The sequence below is a fragment of the Phaeobacter cretensis genome, from assembly GCF_047372505.1.
Taxonomy (GTDB): Bacteria; Pseudomonadota; Alphaproteobacteria; order Rhodobacterales; family Rhodobacteraceae; genus Phaeobacter; species Phaeobacter cretensis.
In genome coordinates, this window is record NZ_JBKBEU010000001.1 from 2,693,342 (window position 1) to 2,713,262 (window position 19,921).

A 19,921-nucleotide genomic window follows, 5' to 3' on the forward strand; every position below is an offset into this window, starting at 1 on the left:
CGAGATGCCGAAAGGGAAAATTTTACCTGCCGCGAGTCCAGCGGGCCTCTTGCCGGTGGCGAAACAGCGGCGATTTTACGGCAAGGGCTACTGCTGTATAGGTCAGAAACCCTGCCGGGTCGCGCAATGCAGCTCTAAGAATTACGCCAGCACCCGGGCGCTCCACATCCTGATTTTCCAGAAGCTCAGGGAATCGCTGGGCTATTTCCGCGACTCCGGCATTCTGACGTCGCCGCACCCGGACCAGATTGCGAAATCCTTCGATCAGCGGCCACTGATAGCTGGCCTCGAGGCGGATGCGTTCAGCCGGGGCAAAGCTGAGACGGGCGTAGATATCGTCGGCAATCACATCGGGCCAATCCATCCAACGTGCCCGGCCAGCGGCGTTCATCGCAAACAGTCCAAACCCGGGAACACCTTGGCGTATAAACGGCAGCGTTACCCAGAAACGCCCATAGAGGCGACTGACCATGCTCTTGGCTGGGGCGAGTCGTGGCGATCCGCTGGCATATCGTGGTGCATCAACGTCCAGCGCGTCGCAGATCTGTGCCATCAACGTGGGCGTCACGATAACATCCGCGTCCAGATAGATCTGGATATGACCCGTTATGCGTGTTTCCCCTTCTTGTAGCGCGCCGATCTTGCCGCCCTCGCTCCGGTCAACCACCGTACATGTCCATTTGGGTGGCACTGGCACCGCGCTGGCCTCTGCCACCGTAGTATCAGTGCATCCATTTGCAATCACCAACACCTCTCCACGAGCGTTACCCGGCAGTTGATCGCTGGCAAACAGCGCTGATAAACATGGCCCGATGTAACCGGCTTCATTGTGTGCTGGTATCAGAACGCTCAAAAGCGGTGTCATTTTGCGGCCTCTAAAGCGCGCCAGCGTGGGTTGTCATCGCTCAGGGTACGCAGACTGCCCCAGCTGCCCCATTTTCCGGGAGTCGATACATCCGAATACGCGGTAAAGAGAGTTCCACCCAGTGCGGGCCAGCCCGCTAGCAGGTCGCGATATAGTGCCCCCATTTCTTCGGTGTAGTTAAAGTGTCTGAAAAAACCGGTCAGCATTTCGTCATCCACCATAGGACCGAGGCCAACCACATGGCTGCCGCCCTCATACATGATCAGATCAAGCCCGTGGGATTGAGCAACTTTGGCGTGATAGGGCAGGACCCGGCCCACTAGGTCGCTGATCGTGTCGTCAGAACTGCCGGATACCAAGCCATCGCCCAGTTCTGCAGCGGCCAGAGCGCTGGCGGCATCATACTGATGTGCTTCTATGAATTCAGATGCTGCAGCTCCACGCAGGCCCTTGGCCTCGGCTGTGGCCCGGGCCTGTTCGCGGCTTTGCGCGATCCAGGCACGCAGGGTGGGCGCACGTTCTGGCAAGCCTATAACTCCGCCAAAATAACCAGTGACTGCATAGGCGTCAAACGACTGAGCGGGCGATTGGCGTGTCGGGTCTTCCGCGACCCAAAGGGGTGCAGTTAGAACCTGCTCCTCCAGTCCCAGCCATCCAGTCTGGGTGGAGACAACGCGCACCAAACGATCCTCAGCGGCATCGCCAAAGATTTCGGTCCAGATTTGCGCGGTTTCGGCGGCGCGGCCTCCATAAAACTGCATCCATAGATCCTGCCCACCCCAACGGGCGAGCGCCTGATCATCGGCCCAGACGGCCTGTTCGAACTGCCAGTTCCACACCTCGTTTGAATACTCTACATAGGCCGTCAATCCGGGGTCAAGCTGGGTGCTCACCAAACGGGCGTAGTTGCGAATATAGATGTTGTCGGCCATATGGGGCAGGGTGAACCAAGGTGAAGTTTGCAATTGATTGGCCAACGCCACCAGCACTTCAGCGGGAGCGCCGTTGGCGGCCCAACTATAGTCCTGAACACGCGGACGGTCCTCCCAGCCGATTTGAGTGCTGTCATTGGTGGCCATCCAATCCATGAACCGCAACGCCGAAAACCCCTGCATCAGGGCGGTCCAATCCGGGTTGAAAATGGCACCAGCCCGCCACTCCGGTAGGTGTTTTTCCATTACCACGTGAATATTACGAATATAGTCACCGGCCCTCTGGCGGTCACTGCGCTGAATGCGGATTTCGACCGCTCCGGGCCCCGGGGTGTAGTCAAACCGGATTTCGTTTTTACCGTATCGGATGTTTCCAGCGCGTCCGGTTACTTCGACAATCCCGTCGCCTTCAAACTGCAGAACATAGCGCCCGGCCAGAGTTACTGCGTCTTCAGGCAGATCAGTCAGGATCAAGGTGCCGATCGAGCCGAGCTCAGGCGGAATCCCAGTTGGCCAACCATCGGGGTCCAAATAGCCCGCCGCCTCCAGATCAGAATAATCTGCGCCGCCCCACTGTCCGGCAAGGTGGCCAATCCAGGGCCGCGCTGTTTTGAAGTGATCAAGGAATGGGGCCTGTGGGCTCCAATCCGCTATGGATGCAAGGTTCATGGCAATTGGCTGCTGCGGTACCTCGGTCTGCTCAAGCTGCGCCTTCCTCGTTGTCGCTGCTGCGGGCGTCACGATCGCGGTCGCTGGTACAGGCATGTTCAAGTCAGGCAGCGAAGGATCCGAAGGTAGCGGCGAAGGTTCCGCCGGTAGTGCAGCGCGTTGAACCCTATCCTGAGCGGCGTCCCAGGCTATTTCCTGCAAACGCTGAGCCAGTGCAGGTGAAGGCGCCTCATAACTACCATTCCACCGCGACCGCAGCTTAGATGGCAGACCTACCGGCGATTGGCCTGTCAGTACCGCATATTGCAGCGTTGATAGGAAATAGAATCCCAGTTCATTGGGGTGAACATCATCGGCAAATACGTCTTGAATACCTGACAGGCCTGGCACCGTGCCGGCCTGTATCGCATCATCCAGACGTGCCATCGCCTGTCCCGCACTGATCAGTTTGATGTCACCACCGGTTTTGCGGTTCACGGTATCGACGAGTTTTTGCCAGCGAGGGAGATCAGCCGCCAACCGGTCACGCCAGGGCATCGCAGCGCCAGGATCAAACGCGATCTCGACACCGGTGCCACTGTTCAGGCTGTGCCAGGTTTCCTGCAGATACACCTCGACCTCAGGATTGGCGTTGTGGGCCAGGGTATAGAACCGTGTCAGTGCGCCTTCGGAGTCGCTCCATTTCAGATGGTTCGCTAGTGGGATAGCCTCTGTCACAATTAGGGCATCCACACCCTGCTCAAGCCGGATGAGTGCATTAATACCTTCGGCCTTGTCGGCATGCTCCCAATTGTAACTCAACGGTGCGCCGTTGATGATTTGAGCTTCGACCGTCACCTGCTTTGATGCGGCATCCGGTTGTTTCGACAGCAGTTGTTCCAGCATCACAGGATTGTTAGGCCCAAATAGGGAATGGCCAACCATCACGACACTTGTGACAAGATCCGCCAACGTCATGGAAGGATACCGGTTCGTGGATGGCTGGTTACCACACGCCAGACGATTTCTTGCACCTCCTGCGCGGCCTGTGCGCTCAGCGAATCTGCCATGGTGCCGTCAGCGCGTTGCAATTGATGAGGCAGGCCAACAGGGTTCTGATGGTAGAGCACACTGAGATGTGTGAGCGCTACGATATAGGCGCCAACATCGTTGATATGGATTTGATCCAGCTCACCCTCTGCAGTACGAGCAAAGAGATCTTCGCGGCTTGTCAGCCCATCGATATGCCCGGCCTCGGCTGCGCGTACGACAGCCGCCATCACCTGGCCAGCGGGGATCAGATAAGCCGGGTGTTGCGGGTTGCGGCGGCTGTCTGAACCGGCCAACCCTCCCAGCCAAAGCTGATCCAGATCGCCATCCAGCCGCGATAGCCAGCCATCCGGCGTATCCAAAGGGTGCCAGGTTTCATAAAGATATATCCGAGTTTGGGTTGAACCTGCCCGGGCAAGATCTGCCCAACGGCGAAAATAGCGAGCGCCTTTGAAATAGCGTAGCGCGTCGCGCAACTCGACCATTTCCGTCATGACAACGGCGTCATAGACGCCGGATCCAACCGCTTCTCGCGCGTCTCGCCAGACCGGCGACTGGTTCACCTGTTCAAAATGCAAAATCTCCAGATCCGGTTCCCAGTGATCTTGCAGGGGCGTGCCGGACCCTAGCTGACTGTTGTAGCTGTGCCCCTCCGGCGCAAGCTGTTGCAGCATATGCGGCATGTCGGCACCAACCAGCGAATGACCAAGGTGGAAAACTCGCATTGAGCCTGCTGGTGCCGCTACAGGGGGTAAGGCATAGGGCGTTGCCTGCGCACCAATCGGTAGCAGAGACAACAGCGCAAGAAATCCGCGACGGCCGATCATCGCACCTGTGGCAGCTGCGCGGCGGTCGCGATCAGCCCCTCCCCAACGGCGAACCGCCCTTCAATCGTATCGCCTTGCTGAAACGGTGGCCGATCACTCGTAAACCGGGCGCAGAATTGACCGGTTAATTGATCTGTGCCTTGTGCCACGGTCATTTCCAGTTCCATTCCATCAAAGCCAAAAAAACACTCGCTGAGGCGATACTGGCATTTATACGCGGCTTCCTTGGCAGAGAATATCACTTTGGCAAGCTGACCGGGGTTGTTCTGTTTTTTAAGCCATTCACGCTCCGCAGGGCGGCATATCTGCGGTACCAGATCGTCCGCAAGCGGTGTGTCCTCCTCCACATCGACGCCTAAGCCGCGCATTTGCCTGGGCAAGGCAAGCACAGCGATTGCGGCGCTGCTACAATGGCTGATAGAGCCGACCAGGCCTGCGGGCCAGATTGGTGCGCGTTTGGGGCCGACAAGGATTGCGCTTGGCTCCGTTCCCAAAGAGGCCATCGCCTGATGAGCTGCGGCGCGCCCCGCAGCGAATTCATGACGTCGTTTTTGCACCGCGTTGGCTGACAGGCAGGCAGCTTCTTCGGGGAAGGGGGATGGTGGATCTGCTTGTGGATCGCAGGTCTCCACCGCAACGCATTCATCAAACAACGGGCGGATCAACGCCTTGTGTCGAGCGCTGCGTGAAAGTGGTATTGCAAGAGTCATACGCTGCGGGCTTTGCGGTTGGCGCGCATGGCGCGACGCTTGGACATCATATCGGACTTCGCGGTCGCATCCACCGCTGGTTCGGCGGTTGTCGCCTCGGCCGGGGTTGCACCGGTCAGCGTATCGATATGACCTGCAAGAGCAGACAGCGACGGGAACCGGAAGATATCGGTGATTGATAGTTTTGGCACATCAAGGGCGCTGCGAATATCGCGATGAGCCTGAACAGCCAGCAGAGAGTGCCCGCCAAGAGTGAAAAAATTGTCCTCTGCACCAATTCCGTTGACGCCAAGAAGCCCGGCCCAGATATCGGCGATCTTACTTTGGGCTCCGACGCTAAGGGGTGCGTCTGAGGTTGGTACGCTAATCTGCACAGGTTTCGGATCGGGGAGCGCCTTGCGGTCAACCTTCTTGTTGGGTGTCAGTGGGAAGGCCTCGATGTGTTCGATACGGCTCGGGACCATGACGGTGGCCAGTTTCTGCGACAACTCTGCCTTAAGTGCTGCCTGATCTGGTGATATCGGCCCTGTCACATAGGCGATCAGCCGGGTGTCGCCTGCGGTCTCCCGCGCGATGACAACGGCACCAGAGATACCATCCATAGCGGCCAATGCCGTCTCGATCTCACCCAGTTCGATCCGTTGGCCGCGGATCTTGATCTGATGATCACTGCGCCCCAGAAAATCCAACTGGCCATCCTCACGCCAGCGGACCAGATCGCCGGTACGATAGAGATGGGTAGAGGTCACATTTGCGCCGACATCGGCAAAGGGATCGGGAATGAACCGCTCCGCTGTCAACTCAGGCTGTTGCCAATAGCCAGCGGTGACACCTGCGCCCCCTATTAGCAATTCTCCGGGTACGCCAACTGGTTGCGGATTTAGGGCCTCATCGACCACATAGACGGTTGTATTGGCAATCGGAGCACCAATCTGCGCCGTGCCTGCCGGAAGGCTTACAAGTGTTTGCATCGTGGACCAGATGGTCGTTTCTGTCGGGCCGTACATATTGTGGATTTGAGCGGCGGTCGCCTCGCGCAGGCTGGCCACGAGATCGCCCGGCAATGCTTCTCCGCCGACCAACAGATGTGACAGCCGCCCCAGCACAGGTCGCGCGTCGGTGTCGGCGGTGATCATCCGAGCCATCGACGGGGTGCACTGCATATGGGTCACCCCATGGCGCATGATTTGTGCCGCAAGCGAGACATCATCTGCCGCAATTTCCTGTGGGACATTGGACAGGCGCAGCACATCCGCCAGCGGTTTCAGGCCCTCCAGCACCACATCTGGTGCGATGCCGTAGTCGATCAAACAGGCAATTTCGTCGACACCAATCCGTTTGAGCTGCTCAACTCGATGCAAGGCATCGGGGATGGTCCCGAATAGGCCTGAATCCTCGAAATACCTCTCAAAGGCGAAGTCCAGAATGGCTTCCAGCTCCTCCTCGGACAACATGCCGAGGTCCATTTCAAATGGGTTTTTCACGCCTACAGGTTTTTTGAATGCGGGAAAGGCCCATGCGTATTGCTTGATCAAACCGGCGGCCGCGCGCAGATAATCTTTCATAGGCTCACGAGCGATGGCGCGGGCCTCTTCGCGTGTGTCAGCCAGATAGCTGTGCAACATTAGCGTTACTTTGTGATCTCGCGGATCATGGCCCGCAGCCCGCAAGGCGTCGTGGTAGACCACAATTTTGCCCGCAACCTCATCCACGCTTTGCCCCAGAAGATGCGTCAGCACATTGGCCCCGATACTGCCGGCTTCGCGCCAGGTTTCAGGGTTCCCGGCGGTCGTGACCCAGACGGGCAGTTCAGCCGACACTGGGCGGGGTTGGGTGATCACCGCGTGCTCACCACCGTCCTGCCGGGGAAAGGCGACTTCCTCGCCGCGCCACAGCTTGCGAACTGTTTCAATCGCCTCAAACAGCGCAGGTTTGTTGGCAGGAGGGGTATTTTCCGGCCGCAGGATAAAATCATCGGGCTGCCAGCCTGAGGCAAATCCGATGCCTGCGCGCCCAGCTGTCAGGTTATCGATTACCGACCATTCTTCGGCGATTCTGGCAGGATGGTGTAGCGGCGCAACGCAGGAACCAGCGCGAACTCCGATATTCTGTGTGACGGCTGCAACCGCCGCACCGGTAACGGCCGGGTTTGGATAGGGACCACCAAAGGCATGGAAATGTCGCTCTGGTGTCCAGACGGCATTAAACCCATGCTTATCCGCGAATTTTGCACCCTCCAGCAGCAGTTCGTATTTGCGCGGGCCCGGACCATCATCATTGCCCCAGTAGAACAGGTTGAAATCCATGCCACGATCGCTGGTCGCGATCGGGCCGTTTGACAACTGCAATCGTGCGTCATCGCTGGAGAGGACAAGTTTGAAACCCCGCGACAGGGTCCAGAACAGTTCCAGCACCGAAATGTCAAAGGACAGGCTGGTAACCGCGAGCCAGCAATCGCCTGGTTGATGCGGGATGCGCTGGTCCATCGCGGCAAAGAAGTTTGCAACATTGCCATGACGCACCATCACACCCTTGGGGGTGCCAGTGGAACCGGAGGTATAGATCACATAGGCCAGATCTTCGGGTTTTGGTTTTTCAGTGGCAGGCTGGTTTTCTGGGACGGGCGCATCCTGCAGGGCATCTAGGCACAGGACATCGGCAGAGTCTGTATCTGGCAGCTGGCCTTGCATGGATGTGTCGGTCAGGATCACACTTGCTTGGCTGTCGGCGATGAAATGCGCAATGCGATCTGCGGGATAGGCCGGGTCAAGTGGCACATAGGCGGCACCGGCGGCCATAGTGGCAAGGACTGCAATTACCAGGTCTGATCCGCGCCCAAGGTAGATCCCAACATGTGCCCCGACCGTGACGCCGCGTTGGCGCAGCACGCCGGCCAGGTCATCGACCTGTGCGGCCAGTTCTTGATAGGTCAGGTGTTCGTTTTCATAAACCAGTGCGGTGGCATCCGGGGTGCGCGCAACCTGCGCCGCAAATTCGGCTGGAATGGTGGATTGATCCGTTGCATCCTGCGCTGTGCTGTTCCACTCCACCAACACCTGCCGCCGTTCTGCTTCTGGCAGGGCAGGCAGATCTTTGAGCGTGCCACCGCCACCGGACGCCGTACTAAGCGCCGTGATCAGCATTTCAATCCGGCCCACCAGCAATTGAGCAGCTCGCACATCGAGGCGCGCGCTATCAACCTCTAGCGTCAGTGTACCCCCGTTCAGGCACAGGGTCGCCGCGCAGCCATTGATATGTCGTGCGCGCCCAATTGCGCAGCCGATGTCGGGGCAAAGACCGCTGCCTGCTGTCTGACGCAATTCTGGTGCACGGCCGACAAGGTCGGCCGCAAAGCCGCCGTCTTGACGTGCATTGGCGAGCACCTCTCCCACATGGTTTTGCAATTCTGACAGCGAGGCGTATTGGTCGATCTGAACCGGGATCCAGTCGCAGATCATGTCAGGTACCGCATTCCGTTGCAGCTCGTCCGTACTGAGTGCGACCCCGGCAGCCTCCGTTCCGGAACTTCGCAGGGCAAGCGCGAGGGTGATCGCTAAGGTTTCGACCTCGGTCAGCGTTGTGCCTGCGGGCACGGCGATGGTATGGCGAGTGGTTTTCGCGGGTGCGTCTGATCTGGGTTTGGCGAGCGGCAGGTTCGCCAAAGGTAAGGCAGCTAGAGCCGCGCGCCATTTGGGTTCTGATTTCTGCGTCGCAACCAAGCGCTTGGTCAGATCACTGCGCGCGTCTGCATCAAGGATGGGGAGAATATCTCCAGCTTTAAACTGGTCTGCCGGTCGGATGGGGCGGCCGTCGCTCAGGTGCAGCCCGCCGAGCCGTAGCGCAGCCCGACCGCAGGCAATCGTAACAGTGCTGTCATCGACAGCTAAAACACTGCCTGCCGGTGCTTCCGACCCTGGCGCGAGTTCTGCAGTGCCAATCAACAGGATCTTTGGATCGCCATCAGAACCGGTATCGCTGCCAACCTGTAGTTTGGCCGCGCAGAGTGGGTTCCAGTAACCGTTGAAATCGAGCGCACGAACCAGACGGTGCAAAACATCTGCCGGCTGAGATAGATCCAACACTGCTCCAGCGTCGGGACGGGTGGCACGGGTATAAAGCTTGCGAGTGCTGAAATCCTGAACAACACGTTCCAGATCACCGGTTTCCAGCTGATCCAGTACATCGCCAAAACTATCCATTGCGGCGGCATAACATTTGGCGTTGAGGCTATAGGCGGTCTCATCATCGGCAATGTCGAACAGGCGCTGGGCAAGAATGTCGCCCTCGTCTACGCCGCCCTCGATCATATGCCAGGTGATGCCATAGTCCTGTGCGCCTTCGATCAGGGCCCAGTTAGGAGTGTTGAGGCCAGCATAGCGTGGCAGCGGGCCGTCGTGAAAATTGATGCCTCCCTTCTGCGCGCGGGCAAGGACCGAGACGGGAATTATGTCGAGGTTGGCGATCGACAGCAGCCAGTCAACCGACCCGTCAAAGGCGCGGGCATCCTCCAGTACTGTCAAGCCTTTATCTGTGGCCCATTGACGTATTTCGGCATCCCTAGTGATAACAGCAGCGATACTGTGGCCACGGGTCAGCAGGCTGTCAGCACAGGCGACCAGCAGTGATTCACTACCAAGCACAATACAGGAGAAAGGGGTCATTTCTGCTCCTCCGGTTGGGACGGGGTTTGACATGTTTTTATTGGGCGGTCTTTCGGGTGGCGAAAGATCGCGCTAACGTGATGACAAATCAGATCTCGCAGAAAATGCGGCGGGTCGGACGCCGGTTTGTCTGAGACCAGCCGCCGCAGGCTATAGAGAAGGCTGCCAGTGACCAAAGCTAGGGTAGCAGCGACGGTATATGCGCGCCCATGGGTACTTAGAAAGTAATGCAGGCGGCTGTCGAACCAATACTGCGGCGTCCGCTGCCATTCCTTCATCCCGGTCGAGGCTGAACCCACGTGGGCAACCTCGCTTTCGGGGAGGTAGTGCGTGCTCCATCCGGCGCGGGCAGCACGGTGGCACAGTTCGGTTTCCTCAAAGTAGAGAAAGAACGTCTCGTCAAAGCCGCCAACGGCATCAATCACCTCACGGCGGATCATCAGGCTGGCGCCCGCAGTCCAATCCAGTTGCGTTGGTTTGGTCGGGATCTCCATTGGCACCACTGCATCTTTCAATAGGCGGGTCACGATGCCCGTTCGGACAGAGGATTCAAATTCCCCCGCGATGGTCGGAAACCGAAAGGCGGTGCAATGTGGTATGCTGTCAGTCCCGCGAATATAGGAGCCAACCAGACCGGCGGTCGGCGTGGTCTGCAGAAAGTTGCGCAAGGTGCAAATGGCTCCAGGCTGCACGAATGCATCAGAATTAAGAAGATAATAGAATTCTGGCGCGCTACCGTCGGACAGACCAAGGCGAAAACCGATGTTCATGCCGGCGCCAAAGCCGCCGTTGTGCTCACTCGCGATCAGGCGCAAACGCCCGCTGTCCACCCAGCCCCGCGCGTGCACCGCCTTTTGGAGTTGCTCGAAAGAGCCATCAGCAGAGCCATTGTCAATGATCACGATTTCGCCTTGCAACTCTTCCATCTGCTCCAGCGCGGCTGTCGCGCAGTCGAGCGTCATCTCAGGCGTTTTGTAGTTCAGGATGATTGTCAGAATGCGTGCAGGCTCCTGGCCGGGCGCGGGGCGTGCGGCAGGGTCGGAGAATTCTGCACTGGCGGTGGTTGTTTCGATCATTCTGCAGCCTTTGGTGCGCTTTGGATCAATGCTGCGGCATCGGCGGCGTCTAGCCGCGCCTTAACCTCACCCGCAAGCACGCTGACATTGGGTACAAGAACCATGCTGTCGTGATCACCAGGGACCTCAACCACCTCGATCGACGGCGCCCAGCGAGTCCAGTCATTATCGTCAAACACATATTCACGCTCGCGGCTGATCCAATTGCCAGCCGAGACTTGCCAGTGACGATCAAGCGGTGGACGGAACAAAGTAAGCGGCCCTGTCCAGGGGCGCAGGGCATAGGCTGGCAGCGCCGCGCGGAAGGCAAGTTCGATCTTGCGATTGTTGAAGACGGGCGCGGCGTCATCATCATTCGCGACGTAGCGCCGTTTTTCGATTTCCCAAGTAATACGATTGCTGATCCATTCGCCCAGATAGCCGATCCCCTTGCTGCGCAACTCAGCCCATTTGATCAGCGCTTTGTCGCGACGGGTCAGTTTGGGTCGTATTGGCAGCGGGGTATCCAGCAGGATCAGTGAAGCGGTCTCCTCTCCGAGCTTCTGCAATTGCTGGGCCATTTCATAGGCGGTCAGCCCTCCGCCGGAAAAACCACCCAGAAGATAGGGGCCCTCTGGCTGTATGCTGCGGATTTCTGCCAGATAATCCTGGGCGGCTTCCTCCAGTCGATCATGTGGGGCGTCGTCACCGATCAGACCACGGGCCTGCAACCCATAGACAGGACGGTCTTTGCCAACCATCAGGGCCAGATGGCGCAGGTTCAGCACATTGCCGAACATACCAGCCACAAGGAAGAAGGGCCGACGCCCGGTGCCATCGCCGGGATGGAGCTGAATGAGATGCGTATAGCTGTCTGTCTCTGTCGTGCCGTCACTTGTGCTGTCTGCCGTCGCCTCGGTGGTGTGACCGCCACCGGTTCGCGCGATCACCAGTTCTGCCAGCTTTGCGACAGAGGGGGCTTCGAACAGAGTGGATATCGCCAGATCAACCCCAAAGCTGCGCTTGATCTGCGCAAAGAGACGTACTGCAATCAGGGAATGACCGCCAAGGTCAAAGAAGCTGTCCTCGACGCCAACCTGGGACACACCGAGAAGCCGGGCAAACTGTGCAGCGATATCTTCCTCCACTGCGTTGCGTGGAGCCAGGTAGTCGGTGTCGAGCTGGGGCCGCTCAAAGTTCTGGCTATCCTCGTCGATCTGCTTTGGTGGCTGATCCGCCTGGGCGATCAGATCGGGCAACGAAAGGGAGGAGACGACCACCTGAGTGAGGCCGGTGGCGAGTGCGCGACGCAATGCCTCTGGGCCTTCCTCTGAACGGATACCTTGCGCGATATTGCGGCGAAGCCGACGCTCTTCAGCAGAAAGTGGTTGCGCACTGCCGGGGGCTGCCAATCCCAGATCTCCGGCGTTGGCGTCTGCATCCTCGGCGGGCGCAAGCTTGGTGGACCCCGGCAACTGCTGCATCTGAAAGCCGTGGACCTCTACCAGAACCGTTCCGTCTGCAGCGGCAAGCGTGATGTCAAAGCGGGCGCTGGTGGCGTCGCTGTCCACCAGTCGCATATGGCTCAGTAATTCTTCCGATAGCGGGGCAAAGATCTGAATGCTGTCGTAGGAAACAGGTACCCAAAGCGCGGTGCCACGATAACCGGGCACCAGATCGATGGCCCAACCTGTGGCAAGATCCATCAGCCCGGGCGGCAAGATCGTGCCGTCATTGGCGGCAACTTCTGGCAGTTTTAAGCGAGCGATTCCGGTCTGGGTATCGAGCTGCATCTCTTGCAGAACATGCCAGCGAGGGCCGAATTTCAGATGGGCCTCCTGTGGAGATTTTAATCGCTCAGCGGCGGCTGAGGTTGTAACCATGGTGCCGCATTGCAGGAGTTCGGCCAGCGGGAGCGCTGGCGGCTGTGTCGCCTCGATATCGGTTTCCAACAGCGCCTGCACATGCAGCGCATAGCCCTCTGATGTTTGGCTGTAGACTGCAAATTCGTAGCCTTGCTCAACCGGAGCCAATCGAACGATCATATCGCTGGGCGTAGTCTCTCCAACGACCAGCGGCCGTAAAAAATACATATCTCGCATGGCATATGGTGCGTTATGGCCCAATGCAGCAAGGGCTTCGGCGGCGTATTCAATATAGGCCGTGCCAGGGATCAATGCTGTCCCATCTGCGATGCGGTGCTCGTTTAGTATCCACTGATCACCGGTCAACCTTCGATGAAACAGCAAGCCGCCGTCATGCGCAAACTGACGGCTGTCAAACAACGGCTGATCACAGAGCACGGGATCATGGCTCGCCTTTGGTTGATGGGAGCCAATCGCATCCGCCGCCATGCCGACATCTGCCCAGACCCCCCAATCAACGGCAACGACATGGGTATTGTGGTCGTCAGGCTGGATGCCGTTACGGTGTTTTGCAAAGGCGTTGAGATATTCATTGGCCGCCACATAATCGACCTGACCGATGGGGCGTGTCACCGTCGAAGACGAGGAAAACAGCACCATCAAATCCAGCTTGTCAGGACCAAATATGCTGTCCAGAACCCGCAGTCCGCTGACCTTGGGGGCCAATATCTGAGCTATATCGTCTTCGGTTTTGGCAAGGACCGGTGCGTCGCTGATTCGACCTGCGCCATGTAGGACACCAGTGATCGGGCCAAAGGCGGCTTCGGCCTCTGCAACAGCAGCGCGCATTTGTTCGCTGTTGCAGACATCCGCCGCCAGCGGCAACACGTTGCCCGTGCCGATAGCTTCCAGCGCCATAATGGCGCGGATGCGCTGGGCGGTTGTGTTGGCCGCACTGTGGCGGTTTAGGTAGCTGTCCCAATCGTTGCTAGGAGGCAAACCGCCGCGCGAAACTAGAACGACATTTGCCCCATAGGTTCGCATCAGATCCGCAGCGATCGTGCGCCCGATACCACCGTAACCACCAGTGATCAGATATGTACCGCCGTCGCGAAAAACGGGGCGTTGCGGCGCTACTTGATCATTGTCCGGCAACTCCACTGGCCGCCATCGAAGGGCATAGCGTTTGTCACCGCGCCAGAGAGCGGTGTCATTTGCCGGTTCGGCTAGCAGCTCTTCCAGCAGACGGTCGGTAATTGGCGTAGGGGCGACGCCCGACAGCCAGCGCCGTATTCCGCTGGGCCGGGTTGGCAATTCTACATCCACTGTGGCGCAGGTGAGGCCGGGGATTTCCCTTGGCAGCACGCCCACGGGTCCCGCAATCATGGCTTTTTCCGGATAGGGCAAGGCTTCGTCTCGCAGTTGCGCGGCCCCGGTGGTGAAGACACTCATATGTAGCGGGTGCGGCAGATCGATCTGGGCCAAGGCCTGACCAAGAGCAGTCAGCGCGTAAAACCCCATCTCCAGATTGCGGTCAAAGAACGATGCGCCAGGGCGGAATGTCTCGCCCTCGGTGACCAACCAGAAATGACCGATGCGCTTAGGTAGCAGATCAGCCAGCGCAAGATCAGCGAGCAGCGCGTCATAGCCGGAGCGTCCTTGCTCAGGGGCCAGCATATACTTAGTTTCGCTTAGCTGAGCATAGGTATCGCCCGGAACAACGCGCACCACCCGATGGTTTGCTTGCTCCAGCCTGGCGGCCATATCGGCGCATAGGCCAGTGTCATCTTCAAACAACAGCCATGTTTCGGGCTGTTGGTCCAGTTCCGTGACGACGTCAAGATCGCAGCTGGCCAACGCGGGTCGCCAACTGGGGCGGGATCCCCACTGTGACAGCGCATCATGTCGCGCAGGCGTATGTGTTGCGGTCTCGGGTGCAGCTTCGGCGGCAGGTTCAATAAAATAGCGACTGCGCTGGAACGCATAGGTTGGTAAGGGCAGGCGTTGTCGGTTTGTATCGCCCCAGATTTGATCCCAGTCCGCATCCAACCCACTGGCCCAGAGACGTCCGATGACGCTAAAGAAATAGGCGTCATCAGCTATATCTTGATCGGGGTGGCGCAATGAGCTGAATGCTTGTCCTGATTTAATCTTCGGGGCCATCTGTGCCAGAGACGACAAGGCCTTGCCGGGGCCGACTTCCAAATAAATGCGATTTGGCACCTCGGCGAGCGTATCGAGACACGCCGCAAACATCACCGTGTTGCGCAACTGTCCGACCCAATATTCGGGGTCTGTGGCCTCGGCATCCGTGAGGGTCTTTCCACTACGGTTAGACATGATCGGCCGGCCGGGCGCCGACAGGGATAAGCCACGCAGGAATTGGCGGTATTCATCCAGAATGCCCTCAAGCATTCTGCTGTGGGCGGCGATATCGATCTGGATACGCTGGTGATCAATATCATCCGCAGTCAAGAGCGCGGAGAGCGCATCAAGGGCGTCCTGTGAACCTGATACCGCGGTCAGTCGCGGGGCGTTGACGCTGGCGATGTCCAGATCTGGGGTCAGCCGGGCTTCGACTTCATCCAGCGGGAGGGAGATCGACAACATTCCGCCAGCAGGTACCTTGTCGAACAACCGGCCACGCAACAGCACAAGGTCAATGCAGTCCTCAAACGACAACACCCCGGCCAGACAGGCGGCGGTATTTTCCCCCATGGAGTGCCCGACCAGGGCGGAGGGGCGAACTCCCCAACTGATCCAGAGCTGTGCCAGTGCAAATTCTACGATCATGATCAACGGCAATTGCGCCGAAGGTTGTTGCAACCGGGCATCTGCTGAGGCCTCGTCACCCGGCTCCGGCAGCCAAAGCGCGCGGATGTCATAATCCAATTGCGTCTGAAGGTGATCCAGCCCCCGATCCATCCAATCGGCAAAGACTGGTTCGGTTTCATACAGATCCCGTGCCATACCTGCATATTGTGCACCGCCACCGGGGAACATGAAGACGACCTCGGGTGGACGGTCGGCGCTGTCATGGTCGAACACACGCCGGGGATCAGCAGTCTCCAGCAGTATGGCGGCTTCCTCGGCGGTTTCGGCGACCAAGGTACGCCGCTTGGCAAAGCCGCGTCGCCCCTCTTTCAGTGTATAGGCAACATCGGCCAGCGGTAGGTCAGGATTGCTGCGCAGATGAGCCGCAAGAGCCGCCGCATTGGCATTCAATGCCGCCTTAGAATGGCCAGACAGACACAGAACTTGAAAGGGGAAATCGCTTTCATCTGGGGCAGGGCGTGGGGCGGCTTGTTCCAGAATGGCATGGGCATTGGTGCCACCAACCCCTAGCGCGTTGACCGCAGCGCGGCGCGGCCCTTTGGCTGAGGACCAGTCGCGTAGCTGGTCATTGACCACAAACGGTGTTGTGTCAAAAGCAATGGCCGGGTTCGGAGCCTCATATCCGAGGCTGGGTGGAATTTGGCCATGATGCAGTGAGAGCGTAGTTTTGATCAGTCCCGCGACTCCTGCAGCCGTGTCCAGATGTCCGATGTTGGTTTTGACTGATCCGATGCGACAGTAGCCCACGGCTTGCGTGGTTTCGCGATAGGCTTCTGTCAGTGCTGTGACCTCAATTGGATCCCCCAGATAGGTGCCTGTGCCGTGGCATTCGACATAGTCGATGGTATCCGGCGGCGTTTTGGCTGCGCGCAGGGCTTTTCGCACAGCGTTGGCCTGGCCTTCAACAGACGGAGCCAGATAGCCGGCCTTGTCCGCGCCATCGTTATTGATCGCGGAGCCTTTGATCACGGCCCAAATGTGATCACCATCGGCCACTGCGTCCTCTAGTCGCCGCAAGGCAACCGCTCCAGCGCCAGAACCGAACACTGTGCCTTGGGCACGGTGGTCAAAGGCATGGCAGTGCCCATCCGGCGACAAAATCTCGTTTTCCCTGAATACATAACCACGACCCTGAGGTAGCTCGATCGTGACACCGCCTGCGATGGCCATCTCGCACTCACCCTCACGCAGGGCTTTGCTGGCGTAATGCACAGCCACCAGAGAGGTCGAGCAGGCTGTTTGGATATTGACTGAAGGACCTTTCAGATCAAATACATGGCTGACACGCGTCGACAGGAAATCCTTGTCATTGCCGGTGTGGCGGAGCAGGAACATGCCCACATCATCTACCAAGGGTTTGTTGGAGCAGATGTTGAAGTAGAAATAGCTGCCCATGCCGCAACCGGCATAAACGCCAATCGGACCATCAAGGTTCTCAGGAGGATGGCCGGCGTCTTCCATCGCGCTCCAGGCAACCTCAAGAAATTTACGGTGCTGAGGGTCAAGTATTGCAGCTTCTTTGGGGCTGAAGCCAAAGAAGTCTGCGTCAAACTCGGCATATCCTTCCAGTGCGGCGGTGGCGGCGACGTAGTTGGGATCAGACAGGGTATCCGGATTTTCACCCGCGGCCAGAAGATCCTCCGCGCTGATGGGTTTGATCGATTCCTCACCATTACGGAGGTTCTGCCAGAAGACGCCGGGAGATTGCGCCCCAGGCACGCATAAAGACATCCCCACAATGGCAATATCTCCGCTGTAACGCGCGGCATCAAACAGACCTTGATCCGCAGCTTTCCCTGATGGTCTCAATTGCTCCAATGGTCCTTACCCATGTTGCCCGGACGGCATGTAGCGCCCCGAATATAGTCCCAACCAATCAATAATACCGACCCCGCTATCGCAAAGATCTCTCAACAATGGCACGAATTGATCCCCAACCTATGAACAGGCCATTCGTCCGCTGGCCCCCAAGCCAACGAAAACACCTGTGCATGATGTAAACTCTGCGAGAAATATAAGGTATGGTTAGGGTCAGATTGTGTCCAAACCCGCCTGAATTGCGAAGAGAATGAGGCATCACATCACGCTACGCTGCTTCTTTGACTGCGATGCAGAGGTCAACGCTTGATTGCCATCAAACAACTGCCGTTTGGGTGTGAACAATCCTGTGTATTGCAGGCGTTCGGCATAGCCCAAGACAGATCCGGCACAGAGCCAGGTTACGGGGGTCAGCGTGGCATTCAACAGCATATCCACCAGTGTTGCCGCCAGCATCAATGCCAAAGGTGCGGCAAAGGGAGACAAAGTAGTCGCGGCATGGCGCCGCATTTGCTGCCAGAGCAACACCAAGGGGCCGGCGAGCAATCCCATTTCAGCGATATAGCCAACCCAGCCAAACGTGCCAAAAACCAGAATCCAGCGTCCATCCGGGATCGATTCAATCTCGCCAGTCTCAAGGTTTCTCACCAGATTGCGGCCCCAACCACCCCAACCAAACCACGGCTTGTCAGCCGCGCGATCCAGCATCAATGCTTCATTGGTGAAGCGAAATCCGAGCGATTGCGCGCGTTCGGGGCTAAAGGCCTGTGCCTGTGCCAGAATAGCATCCACAGGTACCAGCCCCAGAGTCCGCAGCATCGGGTAGACAATTGCAACCACACCCAACACCAGGGCCAGCCGCATTTGCATCCGGTAAGAGGCCATTGCCACAAAAGGCATGAATACAAGGCCGTACACCAGTGAGGCGATGCTCTTACAAAGCACCAGCACCGCAAAGAGATAGACCGCCGCCATTGCATATCGTCTTTGATCCGGCGCTTCTGCGCTACGAGCCAGAGATGTTGCCGCGAGCACGGACATCAGCATGAACAGCGCCAACCAAAGACTATGTGGCAAGAATACGATGGGACGAAAGCCGCCCTGGCGCATGGTTTGGCTGAAATCATGCTGAAAAAAACCGTAGACCCAGGTGTTCAGCTGAGGGCTGAAACGGACTTCAAACAGCGATGGGATCGAATATACCAGCCCGGCGATCATCAGCCCGATCACCAGCTGACGCTGCTGGTCAGGATGGGACAGGTAGCGCCGCGCCAGGAAGAAGGGAAGTAACACGATCATTTGATTAATCATCACCGATCCCAGATCGCGCCAGCGAAGGCCGGGTAGGGAATAGGTGGGAAAAACAATGGGTTCGGCGTTTTCCAGCACTCGGAACACGATCGGATCGCCATTGGTCAGAACGGTTGCGATAACCGACCCCAGAAATAATGCCACTAATGCGCGCATCACCGGGTGGCGCGGCCACATTTCTACCTTTTGGCGCAGGATGTAGACACAGATCACAAAGGCTACGACTGCAGGTATAGAATCTTTATCCATATCAGGCACCAAGGGCAGGTCGAACACCGCCAATGGTGGGAGAAACAGGTAGCCGCCGATTACGCACCACAAAATCGCCTGTTGCAGCGGTAAGCGCCGAAACAGTTTATAGGCGATCACCGGCCAGGCGATCAGCATCAGATAAGCCAGTGCATTTGGCATCGCGTGCGGACCTTACACTCCTATTTGCCCCCGTGATCATAAGTTTAGCTCCAGATGCCGATGCTGTCGCCCGCATTCGTATTCTGAGGTAAACTCTTGAAACGGACGCAAGGCCATGTGATCGAAGAGCAAGGGTCGTTCAGTCGTATTTGGGGGAGAGCGGGTGTATTTCGATATTCAGAGTACACGGATCGACGTGAATATCGCCGATCCGGCACGATTGGAGCAGGCAGTGATGGGGCATTTTCAAACCCGTCGCGGCTTTGCGCTGGCAACGGTGAACCTTGATCATCTGGTGAAAATGCGTGGATCTCCTACGTTTCTGAAAGCTTATGCTGCTCAGGATTTTGTGGTCGCGGATGGCCGTCCTATTGTCTGGCTGTCACGATTGGCACAAAGACCGGTCGCGCTGATGCCGGGGTCGGATATGGTGGAGCCGCTTTGCCGCTGGGCTGCCCGTGCGGGTGTGCCGATTGCGCTGGTAGGGAGCACGGAAATAGCACTTCAGGATGCGTCTACTGCGTTGCAGGCCAAAGTGCCGGGGCTAGAGGTCGGCTGGTGTCATGCGCCCTCAGGCGTGTTTGATCCCAACGGAGAGGAGGCTGAGAAAATTCTGTCAGAATTGGCGCGCAAGCAGATCGGCCTGTGTTTCTTGGCGCTGGGTGCACCCAAACAAGAGCTGATGGCGGCCCGTGGCCGGGCATTGGCCCCCGAAGTTGGATTTGCCTCGGTAGGTGCAGGGCTGGATTTCATTGGCGGGCATCAGAAACGCGCACCTGAATGGGTGCGTCGGTTGGCTTTGGAATGGCTGTGGCGTGCGCTAAGCAGCCCACGCCGATTGGGGCCGCGTTATTTGCGTTGCCTTGGCATCCTGCCGGGTCAATTGCTTCATGCGCTGCGGCTGCGTCACCCCTGACCTGAGAAAGGTCGCCC

The 19,921-nt window shown here is 58.0% G+C and carries 9 protein-coding genes; 1 reads left to right on the plus strand and 8 read right to left on the minus strand.

Annotated elements, in window-relative coordinates; genetic code table 11:
* Positions 1 to 22: 22 nt before the first annotated feature.
* From ACEWZM_RS12875 to ACEWZM_RS12910, 8 genes are all read right to left on the minus strand, one after another.
* On the minus strand, positions 23 to 865 hold the full coding sequence (locus tag ACEWZM_RS12875; RefSeq protein WP_414006808.1) for a glycosyltransferase family 2 protein: 843 nt from the start codon (positions 863 to 865) through the stop codon (positions 23 to 25).
* Positions 862 to 3,423: a hypothetical protein gene (locus ACEWZM_RS12880; RefSeq protein WP_414006809.1), complete on the minus strand. Its 2,562-nt coding sequence runs from the start codon at positions 3,421 to 3,423 to the stop codon at positions 862 to 864. Before ACEWZM_RS12880 ends, ACEWZM_RS12875 begins: the two co-directional genes overlap by 4 nt.
* Complete coding sequence (locus ACEWZM_RS12885) at positions 3,420 to 4,322, minus strand: hypothetical protein (protein ID WP_414006810.1); 903 nt, start codon at positions 4,320 to 4,322, stop codon at positions 3,420 to 3,422. The genes ACEWZM_RS12880 and ACEWZM_RS12885 overlap by 4 nt, the downstream gene beginning before the upstream one ends.
* Positions 4,319 to 5,032: a 4'-phosphopantetheinyl transferase family protein gene (locus ACEWZM_RS12890; RefSeq protein WP_414006811.1), complete on the minus strand. Its 714-nt coding sequence runs from the start codon at positions 5,030 to 5,032 to the stop codon at positions 4,319 to 4,321. Before ACEWZM_RS12890 ends, ACEWZM_RS12885 begins: the two co-directional genes overlap by 4 nt.
* On the minus strand, positions 5,029 to 9,693 hold the full coding sequence (locus ACEWZM_RS12895; RefSeq protein WP_414006812.1) for a MupA/Atu3671 family FMN-dependent luciferase-like monooxygenase: 4,665 nt from the start codon (positions 9,691 to 9,693) through the stop codon (positions 5,029 to 5,031). The genes ACEWZM_RS12890 and ACEWZM_RS12895 overlap by 4 nt, the downstream gene beginning before the upstream one ends.
* Positions 9,690 to 10,769 carry a glycosyltransferase family 2 protein gene (locus ACEWZM_RS12900; RefSeq protein ID WP_414006813.1) on the minus strand — a complete coding sequence of 360 codons (1,080 nt, stop codon included), beginning with the start codon at positions 10,767 to 10,769 and terminating at the stop codon, positions 9,690 to 9,692. The genes ACEWZM_RS12895 and ACEWZM_RS12900 overlap by 4 nt, the downstream gene beginning before the upstream one ends.
* On the minus strand, positions 10,766 to 17,257 hold the full coding sequence (locus ACEWZM_RS12905) for an SDR family NAD(P)-dependent oxidoreductase (RefSeq protein WP_414006814.1): 6,492 nt from the start codon (positions 17,255 to 17,257) through the stop codon (positions 10,766 to 10,768). The genes ACEWZM_RS12900 and ACEWZM_RS12905 overlap by 4 nt, the downstream gene beginning before the upstream one ends.
* 267 nt (positions 17,258 to 17,524) lie before the next feature.
* Positions 17,525 to 18,988 (minus strand): hypothetical protein, encoded by a 1,464-nt coding sequence (locus ACEWZM_RS12910; protein WP_414006815.1) that lies wholly within the window; start codon positions 18,986 to 18,988, stop codon positions 17,525 to 17,527.
* Between the two features lie 163 nt (positions 18,989 to 19,151).
* On the opposite strand from ACEWZM_RS12910, the gene ACEWZM_RS12915 reads away from it, so the two are divergent.
* Positions 19,152 to 19,904: a WecB/TagA/CpsF family glycosyltransferase gene (locus ACEWZM_RS12915; RefSeq protein WP_414006816.1), complete on the plus strand. Its 753-nt coding sequence runs from the start codon at positions 19,152 to 19,154 to the stop codon at positions 19,902 to 19,904.
* Positions 19,905 to 19,921 lie beyond the last annotated feature (17 nt).